This is a genomic window from Herpetosiphon sp., from assembly GCF_003512625.1.
Taxonomy (GTDB): Bacteria; Chloroflexota; Chloroflexia; order Chloroflexales; family Herpetosiphonaceae; genus Herpetosiphon; species Herpetosiphon aurantiacus.
This window is the reverse complement of sequence record NZ_DOPT01000059.1, coordinates 236,575-257,967: the sequence shown is the minus strand read 5'-3', so window position 1 is coordinate 257,967 and position 21,393 is coordinate 236,575. Positions and strand designations below refer to the sequence as shown.

The 21,393-nt window shown below is 50.2% G+C and carries 18 protein-coding genes; 10 read left to right on the top strand and 8 right to left on the bottom strand.

What is annotated here, in order from left to right:
- Together DEF47_RS13660 and DEF47_RS13655 are read right to left on the bottom strand one after the other, a co-directional pair.
- The coding region (locus DEF47_RS13660) for a hypothetical protein (RefSeq protein WP_287045182.1) at positions 1 to 272 on the bottom strand (272 nt) is incomplete at its 3' end.
- 212 nt (positions 273 to 484) lie between these two features.
- Positions 485 to 1,693, bottom strand: coding sequence for an MFS transporter (locus DEF47_RS13655; protein ID WP_012187881.1), 1,209 nt, complete (start codon positions 1,691 to 1,693; stop codon positions 485 to 487).
- 324 nt (positions 1,694 to 2,017) lie between these two features.
- On the opposite strand from DEF47_RS13655, the gene htpG reads away from it, so the two are divergent.
- From htpG to DEF47_RS13610, 9 genes are all read left to right on the top strand, one after another.
- Positions 2,018 to 3,892 (top strand): molecular chaperone HtpG, encoded by a 1,875-nt coding sequence (htpG, locus tag DEF47_RS13650; RefSeq protein ID WP_012187882.1) that lies wholly within the window; start codon positions 2,018 to 2,020, stop codon positions 3,890 to 3,892.
- 143 nt (positions 3,893 to 4,035) lie between these two features.
- Entirely contained in the window at positions 4,036 to 4,572 is a 537-nt protein-coding gene (locus DEF47_RS13645) for an RNA ligase family protein (protein WP_012187883.1), read from the top strand.
- A gap of 263 nt (positions 4,573 to 4,835) precedes the next feature.
- On the top strand, positions 4,836 to 6,920 hold the full coding sequence (locus tag DEF47_RS13640) for a glycosyl hydrolase (protein ID WP_012187884.1): 2,085 nt from the start codon (positions 4,836 to 4,838) through the stop codon (positions 6,918 to 6,920).
- A 116-nt stretch (positions 6,921 to 7,036) separates the two neighbouring features.
- A complete protein-coding gene (locus DEF47_RS13635) occupies positions 7,037 to 9,172 on the top strand; it encodes a sensor histidine kinase (RefSeq protein WP_012187885.1) in 2,136 nt (711 codons plus the stop codon).
- Between the two features lie 152 nt (positions 9,173 to 9,324).
- On the top strand, positions 9,325 to 10,404 hold the full coding sequence (gene apbC, locus DEF47_RS13630; RefSeq protein ID WP_012187886.1) for an iron-sulfur cluster carrier protein ApbC: 1,080 nt from the start codon (positions 9,325 to 9,327) through the stop codon (positions 10,402 to 10,404).
- Positions 10,405 to 10,478: 74 nt separating this feature from the next.
- Positions 10,479 to 11,513, top strand: a complete 1,035-nt coding sequence (moaA, locus tag DEF47_RS13625) for a GTP 3',8-cyclase MoaA (protein ID WP_012187887.1) — start codon at positions 10,479 to 10,481, stop codon at positions 11,511 to 11,513.
- Between the two features lie 228 nt (positions 11,514 to 11,741).
- Entirely contained in the window at positions 11,742 to 13,025 is a 1,284-nt protein-coding gene (locus DEF47_RS13620) for a hypothetical protein (RefSeq protein WP_012187888.1), read from the top strand.
- 27 nt (positions 13,026 to 13,052) lie between these two features.
- Complete coding sequence (locus tag DEF47_RS13615; protein WP_012187889.1) at positions 13,053 to 13,511, top strand: SRPBCC family protein; 459 nt, start codon at positions 13,053 to 13,055, stop codon at positions 13,509 to 13,511.
- A 111-nt stretch (positions 13,512 to 13,622) separates the two neighbouring features.
- A complete protein-coding gene (locus tag DEF47_RS13610) occupies positions 13,623 to 14,063 on the top strand; it encodes a hypothetical protein (RefSeq protein ID WP_012187890.1) in 441 nt (146 codons plus the stop codon).
- Here DEF47_RS13610 and DEF47_RS13605 read toward each other — a convergent pair.
- Entirely contained in the window at positions 14,039 to 14,848 is an 810-nt protein-coding gene (locus DEF47_RS13605) for an alpha/beta hydrolase family protein (RefSeq protein WP_012187891.1), read from the bottom strand. The two genes, DEF47_RS13610 and DEF47_RS13605, sit on opposite strands and share 25 nt — an antisense overlap.
- A gap of 155 nt (positions 14,849 to 15,003) precedes the next feature.
- Between DEF47_RS13605 and DEF47_RS13600 the strand changes: the two genes are divergently transcribed.
- A complete protein-coding gene (locus DEF47_RS13600) occupies positions 15,004 to 16,746 on the top strand; it encodes an FG-GAP repeat domain-containing protein (protein WP_012187892.1) in 1,743 nt (580 codons plus the stop codon).
- Positions 16,747 to 16,793: 47 nt separating this feature from the next.
- Here DEF47_RS13600 and DEF47_RS13595 read toward each other — a convergent pair whose 3' ends face one another.
- The 5 genes from DEF47_RS13595 to DEF47_RS13575 form a co-directional block, all read right to left on the bottom strand.
- Positions 16,794 to 17,501: a hypothetical protein gene (locus DEF47_RS13595; protein WP_012187893.1), complete on the bottom strand. Its 708-nt coding sequence runs from the start codon at positions 17,499 to 17,501 to the stop codon at positions 16,794 to 16,796.
- A 61-nt stretch (positions 17,502 to 17,562) separates the two neighbouring features.
- The gene (locus DEF47_RS13590) at positions 17,563 to 18,402 is read right to left on the bottom strand and encodes a patatin-like phospholipase family protein (protein ID WP_012187894.1); all 840 of its coding nucleotides are present in this window, start codon (positions 18,400 to 18,402) and stop codon (positions 17,563 to 17,565) included.
- Positions 18,403 to 18,794: 392 nt separating this feature from the next.
- Complete coding sequence (locus tag DEF47_RS13585; protein ID WP_012187895.1) at positions 18,795 to 20,225, bottom strand: protein kinase domain-containing protein; 1,431 nt, start codon at positions 20,223 to 20,225, stop codon at positions 18,795 to 18,797.
- Positions 20,226 to 20,330: 105 nt separating this feature from the next.
- Positions 20,331 to 20,453, bottom strand: a complete 123-nt coding sequence (locus DEF47_RS13580) for a hypothetical protein (protein WP_287045181.1) — start codon at positions 20,451 to 20,453, stop codon at positions 20,331 to 20,333.
- A gap of 51 nt (positions 20,454 to 20,504) precedes the next feature.
- Positions 20,505 to 21,212, bottom strand: coding sequence for a zinc metallopeptidase (locus DEF47_RS13575; RefSeq protein ID WP_012187896.1), 708 nt, complete (start codon positions 21,210 to 21,212; stop codon positions 20,505 to 20,507).
- Between the last annotated feature and the right edge of the window lie 181 nt (positions 21,213 to 21,393).

The window sequence follows — 21,393 nt, the reverse complement described above, 5'->3', positions numbered from 1 at the left end:
TTGAGTGGCGCGGTTTGCAGTTGTTGGGTGACGGTAATGCCTTCGATGTCGCCCCATTGCCAAGCAGTATTGAGTGGGGCAGTTTGCAGTTGTTGGGTGACGGTAATGCCTTCGATATCGCCCCATTGCCAAGCAGTGTTGGCGGCGGCTGGTGTACCAAATTGGGGTGTTTGGCTGCTTGTGAGGGCAGTGTAAACAAAACTGACAAAAATCAGGCCGAAGGTTACGAAGGCGAGAGCGATGCGGCGGCTAATCGTTGATGAATTGTACACTGGGAGCCTCCTAAGCTGTATCAATTTTGGTCTGGATACAGCTTCGCTTTCGCAGTGCGACAACTCCGTGAATGGCATGCGACAGGTATGCGACAATTATTAAGTTGTTATTGAGTTGTTAGGTTTTTGTTGACTACTAAAAATTAAAAAAATCAGCCATGGTGCAGCGAACTACACACATGACTGATCGATTTAAGCCGAATAATTTTAATTTATTGGCGGTTTAGTTGCCTCTGCCGTAATAACACCAGCATTGGCCATAAACAGCAACTTGCTGCCACAAACGCCGCTGGGAGTCCCATGCGACTAGCGATTAAGCCAATGATCGGGCCGCCCAGAATCTGGCCAAAGGCATCAGCTTGGCTATTGATCGAAATAATTGTCGCACGGCTGCGACTTTCAATCAGCCGATTGAGCCAAGCACTATACAGCGGCTGAATGCTTTGACGTAGCATGCGAATGAGCATAATCCAAAATAAGGCTATAGCAAATTGTTGGGTGAGCGCTAAACCAAGCAAGCCTGCTGCCAACAAGCCATATTGCCAGCGTAACAGCCAAATACTGCGCTCGGTGGTGTTGCTGGCTAAGCGTTTGATCACGATAACTGCCACCAAACTAGCCAAGGTTCCCAGTGCGGCGATTGCACCAAACCAGCTAACTGGCTGGAGATCAAGCCATGTTGGTAGGCCAATATTGTTGAGCAAGTGCGCTTCCCACAGCCGATCGTAGCCTTCAGAAGCGGCTCCGGCGATGGCACTCATCACCATAATACTCAATAATACTGGTTGTCCTCGTACCGCTTGCCAACCATGGCCGAGGGTTGCGCCGAAGCGGCCCCAACTTTGGCGTTCAGCAGCTGGCGCTGGGCTAAACTGGGTTTCTGGCATAAACCAGCGAATGCTGATCGCTAAACCAACCAAAGCGAGGCCACCACCAACGATTGGCCAAACCAAGCCAATAGTTGCCAACGCCACCCCCAGCCCGATGCCAAGCAAACTGGCGATGCTGTTGAGTTGGGCGGCCTTGAGAAACAACGCTTCAACCACTTCAACTCCGAGTTCATCGGTGATCCAAGCTTCGGTCGCGCCGCTCATGAGGGTATAACCCAAGGCCCAAACAACTTGCGCTAACAAACTGCCAACAAAACTGCCCAGCCAAACCTCGCTGAGCGCTCCCAAGCCCAAAAAGGCTACTCCCAACACGACCGACAATCGCCGACTATAGACATCGGCAACCACACCCGTGGGAATTTCTAAGGCGAAGGCGGCAGCCTCAAGCATTGTGCCAACTAAAACCAATTGCAATGGATCAAGCTGGAGCACTTGAATTCGATAGAGCATTGAGGCGGTAAAAATACAACTTAAGAGCAGTCGAGTACCAAACGATAAAACCAAATAGCTAAAACGCGCTTGCGGTTGCACATGCAACTCCTGCTAAAAAAATTCAGCCCAGCTGGCTGAGCCGCAGCGCGATTACTCCCATTGACCATTAATTGACCTTTCGGGGCTATCCTTGCTGTTGCTCAACCCGAACAATGCCAGCAGCAGTTGATAGTGTTTGCATAAATTGCCTCCAAATCAAAACAATAGCTGGTTTATACCAAGTTTTGGCGGGCTTGGCCTCGGTCTTAGGGCACATCTCCAACACAACGCTAACGTAGCAAGCTTCTCGTGGTAGGCATGGCTATGCTACAATCGGCCTAGCGGTTTAAGCCCAATTAAGCGTTTTATAAGGAGTAGCGACCTATGGCTGAGCAACACGATGTTGCCAATGAGCGCGAACAGTTTCAATTCCAGGCTGAAATCCAACAAGTTTTGCATATTCTGATTCACTCGCTGTATACCCACCGCGAGATTTTTGTGCGCGAATTAATCTCGAATGCTTCCGATGCCTTGAATCGGGTGCAATTTGAGATGTTGACCAACCAAGATGTGCGCGACCCCGAGCTTGAATTGGCGATCACGTTGGAAGCCGATAAAGATGCGCGGATCATTCGGATCAGCGATACGGGTATCGGCATGACCCGCGATGATATGATCAAGAATTTGGGCACGGTGGCGCAATCTGGCGCGAAAGCCTTTTTGCAAAAGTTGGGCGAAGCCAACCCAACCAACAGCAGCGAAATTATTGGTCAATTTGGCGTAGGCTTCTACTCGGTGTTTATGGCTGCCGATGAAGTGCGGGTCACCTCGCTGTCGTATCAGCCCGATGCAACTGCTTGGCGCTGGACATCGCGCGGCGAAGCAACCTACACCTTGGAAGCAGCCGAACGCAGCGAACGCGGCACGACGATCGAAATTGTGCTCAAAGAAGATGCCGAAGAATATGCCGAACGCTGGAAACTTGACCAAATTGTGCGCCAACACTCCAATTTTGTGGCCTTCCCAATTTATTCGGCTGAGGGCGACGAAAAGAAAGTGCTCAACCAACGCACGGCGCTTTGGCGCAAGCAGCCACGCGAAGTCACCCAAGAAGAATATAACGATTTCTATCGCCAAACCACGATGGATTTCAACGAGCCATTGAGCACAATTCACATTAGTACCGATGCTCCGGTCGATTTGCACGCAATTTTGTTCTTGCCCGCCAAACGTGAGCAAGGCATGATGCGCCAAATTCCTGATCCAGGTTTGAAACTTTATTCGCGCAAGGTGCTGATCCAAGAGCGCAACGAAGAATTGTTGCCCAAACATCTGCGCTTTGTCCAAGGTGTGGTCGATTCGGAAGATTTGCCGTTGAATGTCTCGCGTGAAACCGTGCAAAGCAGCGGCACATTACGCCAAATTGCCAAAATTGTGACCAACAAAATTACCAAAGAAATTGAAACCTTGGCCGAAAACGATGCCGAAAAGTTTGCTGACTTCTGGCGTGAATTTGGGCCATATTTCAAAGAAGGCTTGGTTACCGATCCTGGCACGCGCAGCCAAATTGAGCCACTATTGCGCTTCCACTCGACCAGCGGCGAGGGCTTGACCAAGCTCAGCGAGTATGTTGAGCGCATGAAGGAAGGCCAAGAAGATATTTATTATGTGATTGCCGACAACGTGGAAACTGCCCGCCGTTCGCCACATCTCGATTATTTCAACGAACGCGGCTACGAAGTGCTGTTGATGCATGAAACGATTGATAGCTTTGTCATCTCCAGTTTGCGCGATTTCCAAGGCAAAAAATTGCGCTCAGTCGATGATGCCGATATTGCGGGCGACGATGTTGAGCTAGAAGGCTCGCTCTCAGCAGCAACGCTTGGCCAACTGGGCGACCGCATCAAAGAATTATTGGGCGAGCAAATCAGCGAAGTGCGTGGCTCGAAGTTGCTGCGCAGCAACCCTGTGCGTTTGGCCGCGCCTAGCGACGATTTTGGCCGCGATATGGATCGCATTCGGCGTATGATGGGTCAAGAATATAGCGTTCCTAGCCGAATTCTAGAACTCAACCCACGCCACGCGATTGTGCACAACTTGGCCGCCTTGCTCGATGAGCCAGATCAAGCCGAATTGTTCGAGGTTGCGGTGCAACAATTGTATGGCACGGCTTTGTTGGGCGAAGGCTTACACCCCAACCCCAGCGAGTTGATCAGCGGTGTCCATGCCTTGATCGCTGCCGCTACCAAAAAACAATAAGTCTGAATGCCCTCACCCCAACCCCTCTCCCACTGCGGTGGGAGAGGGGCTTTTTGTTAAATCCCCAACTTGCGACTGATTACGCCCCAAATCATTGTGATTATGCTGGCTATGATCAACTCTGATCGCAGACGAGGTGAACGATGAGTGATGAGTTTGTGGCGTTTCCCAAAATTGCGCGGCTTTCGCGCCAAGTGATTGTGACCGAGAAAATTGATGGTACGAATGCTTGTATTGCAATCGACGAACAAGGCCAAATACGCGCTGGCAGCCGTAGTCAATGGCTAACTGTGGAGCACGATAATTATGGCTTTGCCGTGTGGGTTGCCGCCAACCACAATGCTTTACTTGAATTAGGCGTTGGCACGCACCATGGCGAGTGGTTTGGCCACCGAATTGGTAAGCGCCAATATGGCTTGAATGAACGGCGTTTTGCCTTGTTCAATACTTCGCGTTGGAATGCCGAGAATCGCCCTGCTTGCTGTGAGGTTGTGCCAGTGCTCTACGATGGCGTATTTGATACTGCCAAGATTGATGCATTCTTAGAAGATTTACGGCTCAATGGTAGCCGCATGGTTGCGGGATTCATGCAGCCTGAGGGTGTGATTATCTATCATACTGCTGCCAATATTTTTTTCAAAAAGACCATGCCCAACGATGGAGCCAAAGGTAAAACCTAAATATTACTAAAACAACAGCCTAAAATACTGCAAAAGCCACAGGATAGTTGCGTATCTGGCGGCTTTTTGCAGTTAAATTCTAAAGAAATACTTAAGATTTTAATTGACTCTTTAAAAATGTATACTATTATCGCTGGTGGGAATGTTCCTATATTTGCTCTGGACTCTTGGACATTCGCACGCGTAGCCATCGCATTCTCGCCTCGTTCTTACCACGATCAATACCCAATGCTGAGTGTCCTCAATCAAAGGAGATTGTCGCCATGTGGTCGAACCTGAGCCGTTCGCGGTCGTTGTTGACCATTGCGCTCCTTGGGGTCTTGCTTGGTTCACTGAGTTTGTTACCAACGCACACCACCAAGGCCGCGATTACCGCCTATCAAGCCGCCGATCCAAATCTCGCCCCGTATGCCCAAAATGTGCTCGATCGTTTTGTCCAATACAAAGGTCAGTATTGGCTAGGTGGTCAGCAAGAAGTTCACTGGGATAATTCGCGCAAAGATGAAATGTCGAACGCAGTTTTTGCCCGCACCAATCCACAACGCTACCCCGCGCTGCGTGGCTGGGATTTCCCGATCGGCGGCGCACTGCCCAACGATGGCCAATGGATGATCGACGCGATCATCAGCGATTGGACCAATGCCAACGTTATTCCAACCATCAGCCAACACTGGACACCGCTTGCCAGCCAAGGCACTAACCATCAAGATATGTTCACGGTGGTTGATATTGATCGGATGTTTGTTGATGGCACGACTGAACGCACTAATTATCTGATTTGGCTCGATAATATTGCTGATGATTTGCAACAGCTCGAAGATGCCAACGTGCCAGTGCTATGGCGACCCTACCACGAAGCTGGTGGTGGTTGGTTCTGGTGGGATAAAGATAATGGAGCCACCAATTATCGCCGCCTTTGGGATGATATGTTTACCTATTTGGTAACCACCCGTGGCCTGCACAACCTGATCTGGGTTTGGACACCTGGGGTAAAAGGAGTCAGCACGGCTTGGTATCCCGCTGGCCAAGCCGATATTTTGGGCAGCGATGTATATAACGAAACTTCGGGCAATTACGTGAGTTGGTATGAAGATCTTGGGCGTTTCTCGCAAACCAAGATTAAAGCCCTCAGCGAAACCGACTACATGATGGACCCTGCTCTGTTGAGCAGTGCGCCATTTGCCTACTTTATGATTTGGCACACCGATATGTTTTATCGCAATACCGATAGCCGCATTCAAAGCACCTATGCGCATTGGGCAACCCTGAATCGAACCAATGTTGGCCAGATTTGGAATGGTACTCTTGGGATCGCTCCCACAGCAACGCCTGGTACACCAACGCCTACGCCAATTCCTGGGATCGTGGTCAGCGATTTTGAAGATGGCACGCTGCAGGGCTGGACTGGCACAAACCTGGTTTCAGGGCCAACTGTCAACAACGAATGGGCCGCCAATGGTCAACGTTCGATCAAAGCTCAAGTTAATTTAGCCGCTACGCCTGCCGATATTCGGCTCGCACAAGCACTGGATTTAACTGGTCAATCACGCATCCAAATTCGCCTGAGTGCCCAAAATGTTGGGAGCGGTCTCAGTGCTAAGCTCTACATCAAGACGGGAAGCGCCTGGAATTGGAAAGATAGCGGAACTGTGCTGATCGATTCGGGCATCAGCTTGCTGACAATTGAATTAGCGGGTGTGCCTGATATCAACCAAGTGCGCGAGTTGGGGGTTGAATTCAACGCACTCACGGGGAATAGTGGCACAGCAACGATCTACGCCGACTATCTGACCGTGGGTGTGGTCAATAGCAACCAACCAACCCCAACCACGGGGCCAACGGCGACTGCAACGCGCACGCCAACCCAAGCGCCAACGGCTACGCCAACCAATATTCCAACCGCAACGCGCACGCCAACCCAAGGCCCAACCGCGACTGCAACCACCATTCCAACCGTCACGCCAACGAATATTCCAACCGCAACGCGCACGCCAACCCAAGTGCCAACTGCTACGCCAACCAGCACTGGCGGCGCTTGTAAGGTTGATTTCAAGGTGACAAGCCAATGGGGCGTAGGCTTTATCGCCGATGTTACCGTAACCAATTTGCAGCCAAGCGCCTTAAATGACTGGAATGTGAAATTCAACTTCCCCAGTGGCCAAACCATCAGCAACCTATGGAATGGCACACTCAGCCAGACTGGTAGCGCAGTTACCGTCACGAATGCTGGCTGGAATGGCTATCTTGCAGGTAATGGTGGCACAGCCAACTTTGGTTTCCAAGGTGTTGGTAGTGTTCCAATCTTGCCAAGCAACAGCTTCCAACTCAATGGCGTAACCTGCCAATAAACTCAATCGCAACGGCATAACGACGATCTCAGCAATGGGATCGTCGTTGGTATTTAAGCACCTAGGTGCTAGCTCGAAGCTGGTATGATGAAACAACTGGCTTATAGGTAGCATCCATGATTTTTATTCTGCAATCGATCGCGCTGGCGATTTCAATTTTCAATGCAATTATCTGTTTGTGGTTGGGCATGACTGTGGCGCTCGATGGTGGGCGTGAACGTGGCCCGCGTTTGGCAGCGGCTGGTTTATTGATGGCTGGCGTGTTCTTTTTGATTCACGCGGCGATTATTGGGCGCGGCCCACCAGTGGTTGATGTGGGCTTGCCCTTTTGGTGGCGGGTGATCAGTGTGGTTTCGTTGCTTGCGCCCTATGCCTGGTATGCCACGATGATCTGGTATACCGGGGTGAGCGGTAAGAGCCTGCGGATTCATAAATTGCTGCTATTTACCATGGGCATTTTTATTGGAATTTTGGGCTTGGTGCTGACCGCAATTTACCCTTTACCCCAAGAAGCGCGAATTTTGGCCCTGAAAATTGTGCCAGCTTGGTTGGTTGCCAATTTGCCGTTTATTGTGGCAGGCTATCTTTTGGCTTTGATTATGTGTTTTAGCTTGCCGATTCATGCCTTATTGACTGGTCCAGGGCGGCGCAACAACTTGCCGCATCAAGCATGGCTGCGGGTGCGCTCGTGGCTGATTCGCACCTCGTTGCTGGGGTTGCTCGCTGGAATTGTGGCATTAATCGGCGCGGTGATCGTTTTTTCGCAAGGTGCAGTGGGCCGCACTCCTGAGGTCGCTTGGCTGGCCGATCGCGCAATCGAACTCTTTTTTCAGCTTGATGTGATGGTGCTCATCGTGGTGGCTGCGGCGTTGGGGGCTGCTGGTCAGGCGATGGGAGCCTACGCTGCCTTTACCGATCGCCCCTTGCCCCAATGGAATCGCATCGATCAATGGCGTTGGTTGGTGGCGATTGCTGGCGGTTTTGCCTTGATGGTTGGGGTCAGCTCAGCGCTGCAAGTGGCCTCGATCTACATTGTGTTGTTTGCCACAACCTTGGCTTCGCTGGCCTATGGCCTGTTGAGTTGGCGCTATCGGGTTGAGCACGAGGCTTTTATGGAGCGTTTGCGCCCGTTCGTTGGCAGTTTGCACTTTCAAGATCGTTTGTTGGATGGCGGGGCTAGCCTTTCGGCTTCGGTCGAAGGCTTGGTTGAGGCGGTCAGTCGTGATGTGCTGCGGGCGGAACGAGCGTGTTTGTTGCTGCGCGATGCCGTGCCTGGCCTGCCCAACGTAATTAGCTATCACTGGGGCCAAACCCCAATTCCATTACTTGAACAATTGCCAATTTCCAACGAACGGCGAACGTCGGGCATTCGGCTTGAGGCGCAAAGTGGGGCCGAGTGGGCTGTGCCCTTGTGGGATGGGCGGGGTTTGGCCGGAGCGTTGGTGCTTGGTTCGCCCCAAGCTGGCGCGGTGTATAGCGAAGAATTGATGGAAGTTGCGGCGGCCTGCTGTGCCCGTTTGACCGATGCGCTGGCTGGCGAACGGGCGGCGCGAATGTTGGGTGATGTGTTGCGCCAACGAATTGCTGAAGTCAAAGTCTTGGGTAGCCAAGGGCGACGCACCTTGCACGACGATGTATTGCCGCAAATTCATGCCGCATTGATTCATCTCAGCGCGGTTTCGGCCAACGATCCCATGGCGCAACAAACAATTCAGGCCTTATCCGAGGCCCATACCAAGCTTTCGGCGTTGATTCGCTCGTTGCCGCCCGCCACTCCCCATCGTTTGGCCCAAGGTGGTTTAGCCCAAACCTTGCACGATATGGTTTTAGTTGATTTTGGCAATGCCTTTGATCAGGTCAGTTATACCGTTGCGCCTGCGGCAGAAGCCCGTTTGGCTGATACGCCGCAATTTATCGGCGAAGTGATTAGCTATGCCTTGCAAGAAACTCTGCGTAATGCCGCCCGCCATGCTCGTGGCAACGATCCACGCCGCACATTGCAGATGCGGGTACAAATTGATTGGCAACATGGTTTAGTTGTCGATATTTGTGACGACGGTGTGGGCATGCAACCGCATCAATCGAGTTCATCGGGCAGTGGTAGCGGCTTGCGTCTACATCGCGGCTTGTTGATGGTGATTGGTGGCAGCCTGAATATTGCTACACCAGGGCAGGGTGGCACGCATATTCACATTCAAGTGCCTGAAGAATTATGGAACTTGCCAGTGCTCGAACCCGAAGAAATTGCCTAAAATAAGTAGGTTCCAACCTGCAATCGCCAATAGTCAATCCCAATCAGCGACTTAAGTCATAGCTAGTCGTGCTATAATCGTTCTAAATAGTACAACAAGATTGCTCAATGGTGCGCGACACTCGCATCATTGTTATAGGAGCGCATAGCACCATGGGCTTGTTTGGGAAACGGGCGGATGCGCCAACACAAGAGGCAGTCTTGGCTGCCCTTGCAACGGTGCAAGAGCCAGAACTCGGCGGCAATTTAGTTGCCCGCAAAATGATCAAAGAGCTTAACATTGATGGCGGACGAGTCGTTGTTTTGATCGATCTCACCACGCCAGCATGTCCATTCAAGGAACAACTGGCCAACGATGTGCGAGCAGCTTTGGCTCAAGTGCCAGGCGTGAGCGAAATCGAGGTCGATTTTACCGCGACCGTGCGGTCATACAATGGCATTCCTGATAAAGCCCGCGTGCCTGGGGTAAGCCATATTTTGGCGGTAGCTTCAGGTAAAGGCGGCGTAGGTAAATCGACGGTTGCCGTCAACTTGGCCGTTGCTTTGGCCCAAGAAGGCGCAAACGTTGGCTTGCTCGATGCCGATATTTATGGGCCAAGCGCTCCCTTGATGACTGGCGCACGCGGCAAACCAGGCATTACGCAAAATCAAAAAATTGCCCCACTCGAAGCTCATGGCATCAAAATTATTTCGGTCGGCTATTTTGTTGATGATAGCCAGCCCTTGGTTTGGCGTGGGCCGATGATTTCATCGATGTTGCGTCAATTTTTGTTCGAGGTTGATTGGGGTCAGCTTGATTATTTGATCGTCGATTTGCCACCTGGCACTGGCGATATTCAACTCACCTTGGCCCAATCAATTCCACTTTCTGGCTCGGTTGTGGTAACGACACCACAAGATGTAGCCCTTGCTGATGCGATTAAAGGCGTTGAGATGTTCCGCAAGTTGAATGTACCCATCTTGGGGATTGTCGAGAACATGAGCTATTTTATCGCGCCCGATACTGGCAAGCGCTACGACATTTTTGGCCATGGTGGAGCACGAACCGCGAGCAGCAAATTGGGTGTACCATTCTTAGGTGAAATACCCTTGGGCATGCCAATTCGCGAAGGTGGCGATACTGGCCAGCCAGCGGTAACCCAAAGCGCCAAAGATGCCTATGCTGATTCGTTCCGCGATGTTGCTCGCACTTTAGCAGGCCGCATCAGTATTGAAACCATGGTGGCGGCCTAGCGCCTTGCCACTGGCAACGCTTCAATGACGCATGGCTGCTGCTATGCGTCATTGTTGTCTGAAAGAGCAAGCCGATGATGCCGATTGAATTGTTGGAAAAACCTCAAACCCTGCAAACGCGCAGCAATGCCCCCGCCCACGATGCCCACGGGCGGCGGATTAATTATCTGCGGATTTCATTAACCGACCGCTGCAATTTTCGCTGCTTCTATTGTATGCCTGAATGGGGCATGCAGTTTGCCCCCAAGCCCGAACTGCTCACCAATGCTGAGTTGATTCGCTTGGTGCGCATTATGGCCCAAACTGGCTTTGAAAAGATTCGCTTGACTGGTGGCGAGCCAACCTTGCGCCGCGATTTGGTTGGGTTGGTCGAGGCGATTGCCAATACCCCAGGAATTAGCGAAGTTTCGATGACCACCAATGCCTTATTATTGGCCCCAATCGCCCAGCAATTGGCCGATGCAGGCCTCAAGCGAGTTAATATCAGCATCGATTCACTCAACCCCGAAAGCTTCCGCAAAATCACGCGTGGCGGCGATTTGACGCGAGTTTGGGCTGGAATCGAAGCCGCCGAGCAGGCTGGGCTGACTCCATTAAAACTCAATTGTGTGGTTGTGCGCGGAGTCAACGATCACGAAGTGCTTGATTTGGCGCGGCTGACGATCGATAAACCTTGGCAAATGCGCTTTATCGAAGTCATGCCGTTGGTTGGCGTGGCTGAGGTGGCTGATAACGGGGTTGTGCCGAGCAACCAACTAATTGCGCAAATTGAGGCTGAATTTGGCCTCGATTTTCTTGGTTGGTATGGAGCTGATCCTGCCCGCACCTATCAAATTCCTGGAGCACAAGGCAAACTTGGCTTTATTAGCTCAATTAGTGACCCGTTTTGTGCTACTTGCAACCGCATGCGTCTTACCGCCGATGGCAAATTACACCTGTGTTTGCTGCGTGATAATGAGCTTGATCTGCGAGCTGCACTCCGGGGCAGCGGCAGCGACGAAGAGCTAGAAGCCTTGATCCGCCATGCCGTCTGGATCAAACCATGGGGCCATGGGCTGCCGGATGGAGTTAAGCCGACCGTGCGCGGCATGTCAGAACTCGGTGGTTAAAGTAGGTTAAAAATTCGCTAGTAAAGCAACCACAACGCTGCTATAATGCCATCCTACGATCGGTAGTAGGTGAAATCGATCGTAGGATGGCTCGTTTTTAGCTTGAAAAGCTTTCCATCGACCATACAGATACAGGCCTTAGCATAAATCTCAATTGCGAATAGAATCGGCTCAAGACATACTAACCAAGCCGCATCCTGACAATTCATCACATCAAAGGCATTCGTTATGGCTCGCAACATCATGCTCAATCATAGTATTCGCTTGTATGGTCATTTTATTCAGCAACAGCTTCCCCCAAGTAATTATAAAGAATTTTCGCGTTGGGGTATTGACGAACAAAATATTTATCGCTCAGAATATCTTCAAATGAGCAGTTTGACTCAAATGTGTACCATGTTTACCTATTTGTATCATTCAGCAATTGCTGATCGCCAAAAATGGAATATACTTTGTGAATCGTTTGGCACAATGCTGATCTATCAAATCTATGAAGTTATTTCAGATAATATTTCGATGGGTTTAGGCTTAGCGATTAATCCCGATTATCAGCAAAAAAATCAGTTGATTCGTTATTTCAATACAGCAATGGTTGAATCACTTGATAACGGTATTATTATGCTCGATCATCAACGGATTAAAGCGTTATCAAAAAATATCTCATTAATCGAACAACATATATCGCTCACCCGCAACCAAGATCTGTTTGATAAATATTGTGCGCATAAAAACATTCGATTAGATACCATCGAAGAGCCTGAGATTTGGGTCGCACTCTATGCGAATATTGCTAGTTGCTTAGATTTCATCAATCAAATTAAGCAACCATCTGCCCGTACATTAATCAAAAATAGTGTTATAAGTCGTTATACGGCGATTAATCGCTTAAATAATGCTGAATATACCAGCATCAATCAACTTATTCAGCTGCAAATCGATACCATGTTAGTTATTCCAACTTTAGAATATTGTATTAATCTGTGGAGCGAAGTCTATCTCGACGATCAAGCGCTCCGCGATGATATTGCTGAAAATCCATATTTGCGCCAATATATCACTACGGCGACGCTGTTGGTGCGACTGCTAAACGATGTTGGTTCGATTTTGCTGCAATTAAGTCATCAGCAGATTGCCCAGTATTTCAGCCAATTATTGCTCGAATCGCCACCGCTGAAGCACGAAGCTTGGTACGATTGGTTTAATCGGGTTGCCTCGCATCCCATGTTTTTCCGTTTGCATAAAGATGTTGTGTTTAACGAAGTGAATATTTTGTTGTATGCGATTGAGCCGACGATGGACCCCAGCACGGTTATTGATCAAATGATTCATAATACCCAGCATGCCGCCCAACTGTACCAAGCGACAATGGCACTTTTTGAACAACAATTTGGGCTGCTCAGTCAAACAAGCCATTATCGTATACCGCTCGATATTGCCAGCCGCATCGTCACATTTCACCAAGCACTGTATGCCAACGACTATACGCAGCCAGAGGGCGAATATGCCGTTTAGTTAATCTTTTGAGCTGGTGGAGAATCTATGCCAAACCCATTATGCATCAGCGCCAACGAATTGGTCTGCACCGATCAATCGACAACCTTCGAGTATGTTTGCCATTTTGAAAACAACCGCGAATGGTGGTTGCCAGTCACCCATACCCAACATCTCAGCGGCGAAGGCGTTGGCGCAATTTATGAGGAGCACGCCAAGGTTGCGGGCATTCCCATGAAAATGCAGTTGAAGGTGTATCACTACAACCCACCACAGCAAATCAAATTCACGATTACGTCGGCATTGATGCTATCGGATATGGATTATCGGTTTTTAGTTGAGTCAGCAGGCACCCGCATCATCATTAGCACAGCAATTAATTTCAAATGGTTTTTACGCCCATTCGCCCCGCTCATGCGTTCAGCCTTGATCAAAGAAGCCAGCCAACATTTAGGCGTACTCAAAAGCGTTTTGGCCCAAAAATTCAGCCAAGCAAGCAACAAATAAGCTCAATTGCTGCTGAAGTTGCAGCAACTTTATGGTATGCTATACAAAACTTAGACGCTGAGGTCAACAATGTTGCTCAGCGTTTTTTGTTGTTGAAAGGATAACAGCGCAATGGCGCGGACTGATCAATCGAACGAATCGGAAGTTTTAGCAGGCAGTAGTCGAGTTTTACGCTTCGCCTATTGTGTGCTGGCAATCTCGGCTGGCGCTCGTGCCTTGTTCCAAGTTGCCACCAAATTCAATCAAGCACCACTGGCCTATGGCTTGACAACCGTAGCAGCATTAATTTACTGGGTCGCTTTCTTGGGATTTGGGCGACGCTCACCCCAAGCTTGGCGCATAACCTTGGGCGTATGTGCAATTGAACTTTTAGGCGTGATCACGGTTGGCATTTTGACCTTGATCGAACGCGATTGGTTTCCGAAAGATACTGTTTGGAGCGATTTTGGGATTGGCTATGGCTTTACGCCATTATTATTGCCAATCGCTGGGCTGTGGTTATTGTTACGCCAAGAAACCCGCCAAGCCTATGGGGTCGCCAATAAACTCTGAACAGCAGCAACAACGGCAGGCCATTCCCGACTCGCTGGATCGATTAACTCAAAGTGATGGGCATTTGGCAGCGGCACCAAACGCGCCTCATCACCAGCAGCCAGCGCTTGTTCAACATAGCTTTGGCTAATCGCAAAGGGCACAGGCCCATCATCAGTTCCATGCAACACAATTTGCGGCACCTGCAAGGGCAATAAGGCAGCAGGCGAAGCATCATGGTAGCGTTCGGGATAGGTTTCCGGCGAGCCACCCAATAATTCCTGCACTGCTTGCTGGCTCAAACGGCGTTGATCAGCCATAGCCAAATCGGCTACACCCGCTAAGCTCACAACTCCTTTTAATCCCAGCGGTTGAGCTTGCCACAACGGGCTGGTCGCGGCCAGTTTAGGCCGCGCCGCCAACCATAAAGCTAAATGGCCACCAGCCGAATGACCCAAACTAATAACCTGTTGCGGATCAATTGGGTAGTGCTGGGCCAAATTGGGCACAAAATCGGCAGCTTGAGCAACATCTAAAAAGGTATTTGGCCAGCCACCCGCATTGCCAACCCGCCGATATTCAATATTCCAAGTAGCATAGCCCAAGGCCGTCAAGGCCGCACAGACATGGCCAATATGCTCAAGATCATAGCGTGCGCGCCAAAACCCCCCATGGACAACGACGACCACTGGGAATGGCCCGATTCCTGGCGGTACGCGTAAATCAGCAAATTGCAGCGGCTCAGCTCCATACCAAATCCGCTGATCAGCAGGCGGCGCGGCCTGGGCCAAAATCGAATCACTCATCGTTTGTTCCTAATTATTAAAAAATACATAGTTGTTAATAAAGTTTTAAAGGCGAATAGGACTGTTGGCCTATGGTCAATCCAGCGCTAGCATAGCACGATCAACCCATTATTTCCATGGAACTGCCACGTTTGCAGTCAAGAGGAGTGTCTAGTATGGTTCTTCGAAGGATGATGTTTGTTTTGCTGGTTATTTTTAGCTTGAGCACTGTTTCGGCAACGTCGCTGGAAACTCCCTCTGCTGAGCCACTCGACGCAGCAAGCCCCGCTAGCCCAGCCGCCACCAATGCCTACACCATGCGAGCTGGATTCCCTGCAACCAAGCCGAATGGTTCATATTTTTCATCACCAACCGTCGTTGATCTATTTAAAGATGGTTCGCCCGAGATTCTTTCAGCAGATGCAACTGGTTGTATTTGGGGTTACAACATTTATGGTCAATTGTTGCCTGGCTTTCCCTGGATGACTGGCGGTGCGTGTGCCAATACCCCGCGGATCAATGGTTCGTTGGTGGTCGCTGACATTAACGAAGATGGCTTATTGGAAATTGTGGTTGGCACACGCGGCAAAGGCACAAGCGTTGGTCAGCGCGGCAAGGTCATTGTTTATCAACGCAATGGAGCCATTTTGAGCGGTTGGCCCAAAGAAATGGAATGGGCCTACATCACCAACGGCAACTTCCCCGAGGTGGTGCATGTCGCTGTTGACGATATTATTGGTGATAGCAAACTTGAGGTGATTGCGACTACCACGAATGAGGCGGGTAGTAATACTGATTATGCACCCAATGTGCATGCGTGGTATTACACGGGGAATGTCGTTACTGGCTACCCCAAAAGCTCCGATAAAGGCTCGGGCATTTGGGGCCACCCCGCCTTGGCCGACCTCGACAATAACGGCAAATCGGAGATCTTCGTTGGCCGCGATGAACTCTATTTCTATCGCTATAAAAACGATGGAACCCAATATGCAGGCTGGCCAATTCAGACCTATACCCATGTCAACCAAACGACTTGGAATGTTCACGATTATATTGAGTTTACCCGCTCTGGCCCAGCTATCGCCGATTTAGATAATGATGGCAGTTACGAGGTGATTGCAGCAGGTAAAGTGCGGACTCCAGACGGCGATCCGCATAACAACTACGACCCGCAAAGTGCTAGTGCGGTTTTCGTAACTGAGCCAGATGGTACTCGCCGCCCTGGCTGGACTGATGCCAAACGCGCTGGCGCACCGTTGGATGTCAACTTTACCCCCAATAATCCGATTGTTGTCGCCGATTTGGATGGCAATGGTGAAAAGGAATTTGTAGTTACCTTCGATGATGGTACAATTCGCGCCTATCGCGAAAACGGCACGCAAATCTGGTCGTATTTCTATGCTGAGGAACCAGTCCAAGGTGCGCCAACCCGCAAAGTATTTGGTAGCGAAGTCGTCATTGCCGATGTTACGGGTGACCGCAAGCTAGATATTGTCTTTGGTACGTATTCATTCGACCGACTTTATGCGGGGATTGTCGGGTTGTATGCCCTCGATGCCCGCAATGGAGCCTTGCATTCGGGCTTTCCACTGAGTTTGCCCAATGAAGGCACGGCTAGCGATAACAGTGCTGGCTCGCAGAAAGGGATTCAAGCCGCCCCAACTATCTCCGATATCGATAATAACTGCTATGTCGAAATTTTGGCCCACAGTCGGGCGGGCAATATTTATGTTTGGGAAACCCTAGGCCGCAATTTGCCTGAATTAATGCCTTGGCCGATGAGCCGCCAGAACTTACAGCGCACTGCGTGGGTGCAAAATCCACCTGAACCACGCCAACACGTATTTGCCCCCGAGCAAATTCAAGGCGGTGATTTCAATGTCTATTTGCCAATGACCCGCATGGGTTGCGATTTCTAGAGTTGTTGCCAAAGCAGGGATGGTTGCGGCCATCCCTGTTTTGTTAATTATTGCAATGGCAGATTAGGATCAATCTTGTAGCTCTGAACAATCCGCACAAGATCTGGTTGCAAGGCCTCAAATTGCTCCAACGGCACTAAAATCTGAATGATGCTAAGATAGTTGCCATCACGCCGCACATAGCCATCGCCACTCATCGCCAGCAAACTTTGCTGATCAATAAAACTATACGAAACATAGGTGTTGCCATCGGCTTGCAACACTGGCTGATCGATATTAAACTCCGACGATTGCCCGACAATTTGGCTAATAAAATCGTTCAAAAACTCAGCTTGGTCGCCAATTAAATTCTGGCTATCATCAACCACTAACAATTGAATAAACGCTTGCTCAGCGGGATCAACCCAAAAGAGCAAATTATTGCCAGCATCAACGCTATCACGCATTTGCCAATCGTCAGGTATGTCGATTGAAAAGGCTTGGGTGGGATTGGTATAGGTTTTCAAGCCTTTAATTTCGATAAAAGCTGTGCTATTACCTGGAATATTGCCCAAATCGGCTACGGTTGGGGTTACCCGTGGGAGTGGCGTAAACGTCGGGGGAATCGTGGGTGTAAGGGTTGGCTGAACCAAGGTTGGCTCAGGGGTTGCCGTGCTTACTTGAGCAACCACCTGTGTTGCTGGAATTGGCGTTGCCGTTGCGCCACCACAGGCAACTAAGCCACAAATAAATAGAAAATAACTAATCAACCGCATAGATGCTCCTTCGACCAAATCGGTCGGCTCAATGACGGTCTAGAGTGTACTCGATTTTAGCTTAGGCAAATTCGCCGCGCTGCCAAAGCGCCCATTGTTGCAATTCTTCATAATAATCAGCAACACAGGCAATCCCCGCTTGAATTCCATCATCAAGGTGCAGTAAATCGGCCATACTCATGCGATTTACATCGGGGCTGAAGAGTAGATCAGGCGGGGTTTCGCGCAAACGTTGCAAAGTAATTTGATGCACCATAATCCCAATTGCTCGCTCAGCTAAGGCCAATTGCGTGAGCGGAACCCAGCGTCGCCACGAAAAGAGGCTGCTTTGGGCGGCATTATTTACCTCAAATTGATCGAATTCACCAATCAAATTAACTGCAATCACCCGTTCGGCTCCAAGTTGACGAGTGATGTCAATTGGCAAATTATTACGGATGCCACCATCGGCCAAAATATATTTCTCGATGCGGCGGGGCGGAAACACCCCAGGCACTGCCGCACTCGCCAAGGCAGCCTCAACCAACGAGCCACGTTGCAATACCACCTCATGCCCAGTCACCAAATCAACCGCCACTGCCGCATAGGGTATCGGCAAATCTTCGATCAGTTGATCGCCCAATAATTCGCTGAGCACGCCAGCCAATTTTTCCGAGCCAATCAAGCCCCAACTTGCTGGATCAAGGCTGAGAATTCGGCGCAACGGCGTGGCACGAAAAGCCTGCTCAATCGTCGTCGCATTGTAGCCTGCCGCCACCACGGCCCCAATAATGGCCCCAATGCTGGTTCCAGCCACCATATTTGCTTGGATGCCAACCCGTTCTAATTCATGGAGCACGCCAATATGGGCACTGCCCTTGCCACCCCCGCCACCAAGACATAAACCAATCGTCCGTTGCATGGCCCAACTCCTTGATTGAATGACGCGCTGCGTTAGAGTATAACACGGTATAGGAGTCAGGGACTCTTACAAGGATAGGTTTTAAGTTCCCTCACCCCCTAGCCCCCTCGCCCACTGCGGCGGGCGAGGGGGCTAGGGGGTGAGGGCATGCCAATCGGCGGTACATCCCACCCAACGATTGTTAAAAACCTACCCTTGAAAGGGTCAGGGATTGAGAGTCGGGGTTTAGGGGATCAGGCAATTGGCATTGAAGCGTAATCATAATAATCTGTGCTAATCTGTGGCAAAAACAGCCTTCGTGTCCTTTGTGCCCTTCGTGGATCAAACAGTAATTTTGCGTCCTCGATCCCCAGCTCACCTCTATGTTCTATGCTCTATATTCTATGTTCTGATTAATCATCGTCATCATTGCCTTTGCCTGGACCTTTGGGCTTTTTCGTTTCTTTGACCGCAATCACCAACGTAATTTGGCTATTTTCGGCGATTGGGCTGCCAGCAGCTGGCTCTTGGCTTAAAATCCGATCTTTGGCTTGTTCGTTGGCTTCTTCGATAAAATTAATTTTTAGCTTTAACTGGCGTGCTTGCTGCTCGGCCTCACCACGTTTTAGCCCGACAAAATTGGGCATACTTGGCAGCGGTTGGCTGGCGATGGTGGGTTCTGGAGCTTGGGTGCTGATTGCCTCGGCCACGATTGTTGCCGTTGCTTCAGCTATTGGCACAAGCGTAGCGCTGGGTTGAGCAACAGTCGTCGCATTGCCGCTAGCGCCGGGTTGTTGGGTATCGCCACTGAGTTTGGCAAAGGCCACGGCAACCAGCACCACAAAGACCAACGCTGCCAAGGTTAGGCCAATTTGTTTTTTGGCAACAGGTTTGGGATTGGCAAGCAAGGCTTTGGTTGGCGTTGGCTGAGGCTTGGCCTGCACTAAGGCTGCGGTTTTAGGCGGCACACGCACCGCCGTGGTTTCCATGTTGTGAATCGAAACAGTTGAGCGTTGGCGCACTGGCATGGCAATCGTGGCCGAATTTGCGCCTTGTTGAATGCTCTCGATCTCGCCAGCAAAGGCTTGAGCTGAAGCAAAACGCTGGCTTGGCACTCGTTCAGTCGCACGCTTGATCAGATTCTCAATCGCGGTGGCGGTGCCTGGCAAGGCTTGGCGTAAGGCGGGCACACCTTCATTCAAATGGCGCTGCACAATCGCCCACGCCGAATCGCCATCAAGCGGCACGCGCCCAGTCAAAAGCTCATACAACATGATTCCCAAGGCATAAATATCGCTGGCTTCGGTGGTTGCCCCACCCTCAGCCCGTTCAGGTGCGATATATTGGGGCGTGCCATACACCTGCTCAGCATTGATTGTGCCGATCGCTTGCACAATTCCAAAATCGAGCAAAATGGCATGGCCATCGGCATTGATGCGGATATTTTGGGGCTTTACATCGCAATGGACATAGCCTTGTTGATGAATCGCGGCTAAGGCTAGGGCAATTTCACGCGTCCATGTCAGCGCTTGGGGCGCGGCAACGGGCAACAATTGATCAAGGCTTTGGCCTTCGATCAGCTCTTGCACAAAAAACGGCCCGCTACTTGGATCATAGCCAACATCGAAAATTCGCGCAATATGGGCGTGGCTCAATTGGGCGGCGGTTTGGGCTTCGGCACTAAATTGCTGGCTCAAGCTAGGATTATTGGCAAACTCAGGCCGTAAAAGCTTCAAAGCCACATCGCGCTTGAGCAACAAATCACGGGCACGATAGACCGTCGCCATGCCACCTTGGCCAAGCGTTGCTAAAATCTGATAGCGATTTACCAGCGTTTGATTCATTGCAGCATCCTTATGGTTTGAGCCAATCTCGCGGGTATAATAGCAGAATTAAAAAAATTGAGAGGCGTAAGCTACGCCTCTCAACACAATTCGCTTGGTTTATTTTTAGACGGTTTCTGGTTCGCCCAAGATTTTGTTGGTCAGGTATAAGGCCAAACGGGTGGCCAAGGTTCCTAAGGCCAAGCTCAACAAACCATAAACAATCCGGCGTTTCAAATCATCATCCATTAATTATTCCTCCTAAATCGAAAAGCGCTGCTACGCCCTAGTATAGCATTTTTAGTCGCGGCGACCGCCAAAAACCCGAAATGCAAAGTAGGCAAAGGTCAAAATCGATTGGGCCGCAGATGCAACATAGGTCCAAGCAGCAGCATTCAACACCTTGGAAACCGCTGCTTGATCTTGGGGGCTAACCAAGCCATTGGCGATCAGCATTTTTTTGGCGCGGCTTGAAGCGTTGAATTCAACAGGCAAGGTTACCAAGGTGAAAAGCACAGCGCCAGCAAACAGCACCAAGCCAATCAAGGCCATGGTAAAGCCAATGCCGCCACTGCGTGAAGCAGCACCAAACATCAAGCCTAACATCACCAGCCAAGTACCGATATTGCTGCCAATATTAGCAATGCCAACGATTGAGCTACGCAAACGTAACATAGCATAGCCTTCGCGGTCTTGCAGGGCGTGGCCCAATTCATGGGCAACCACCGCCATCGCTGCTACCGAAGGGTTGACCGACGATTGCGAAATATTGATCGACTTGTCGGCGGGGTTGTAGAAATCGGTTAGCTGGCCAGCAACTTGATTGACCCGCACATAGTTTAGGCCTTCAGCGTTCATCAAACGTTGAGCCACCGCAAAGCCATTCATGTTGTGCATATTGGCCACATTGGCATATTTGCTAAATGTCGATTTGACATACCACTGTGCCCAGAAAGCAAACAACATACCAGGGATGGCAAAAACGAAATACAAAGGGTCGAAGATCATCGGTATCCTCCAAGGCGATGCTTGTTCAATGTCCCTGTCCTCATGGACAGAAAATTCTAACATTAAGTATAGCAAGCTCTGGACCTAGGCGTGTTAGCATGACATTAATACGCACACCCAAAAATAGCTGTAATGATTCATTGGGTTGGCAATAAACTCTATGCCCTCACCCCCTAGCCCC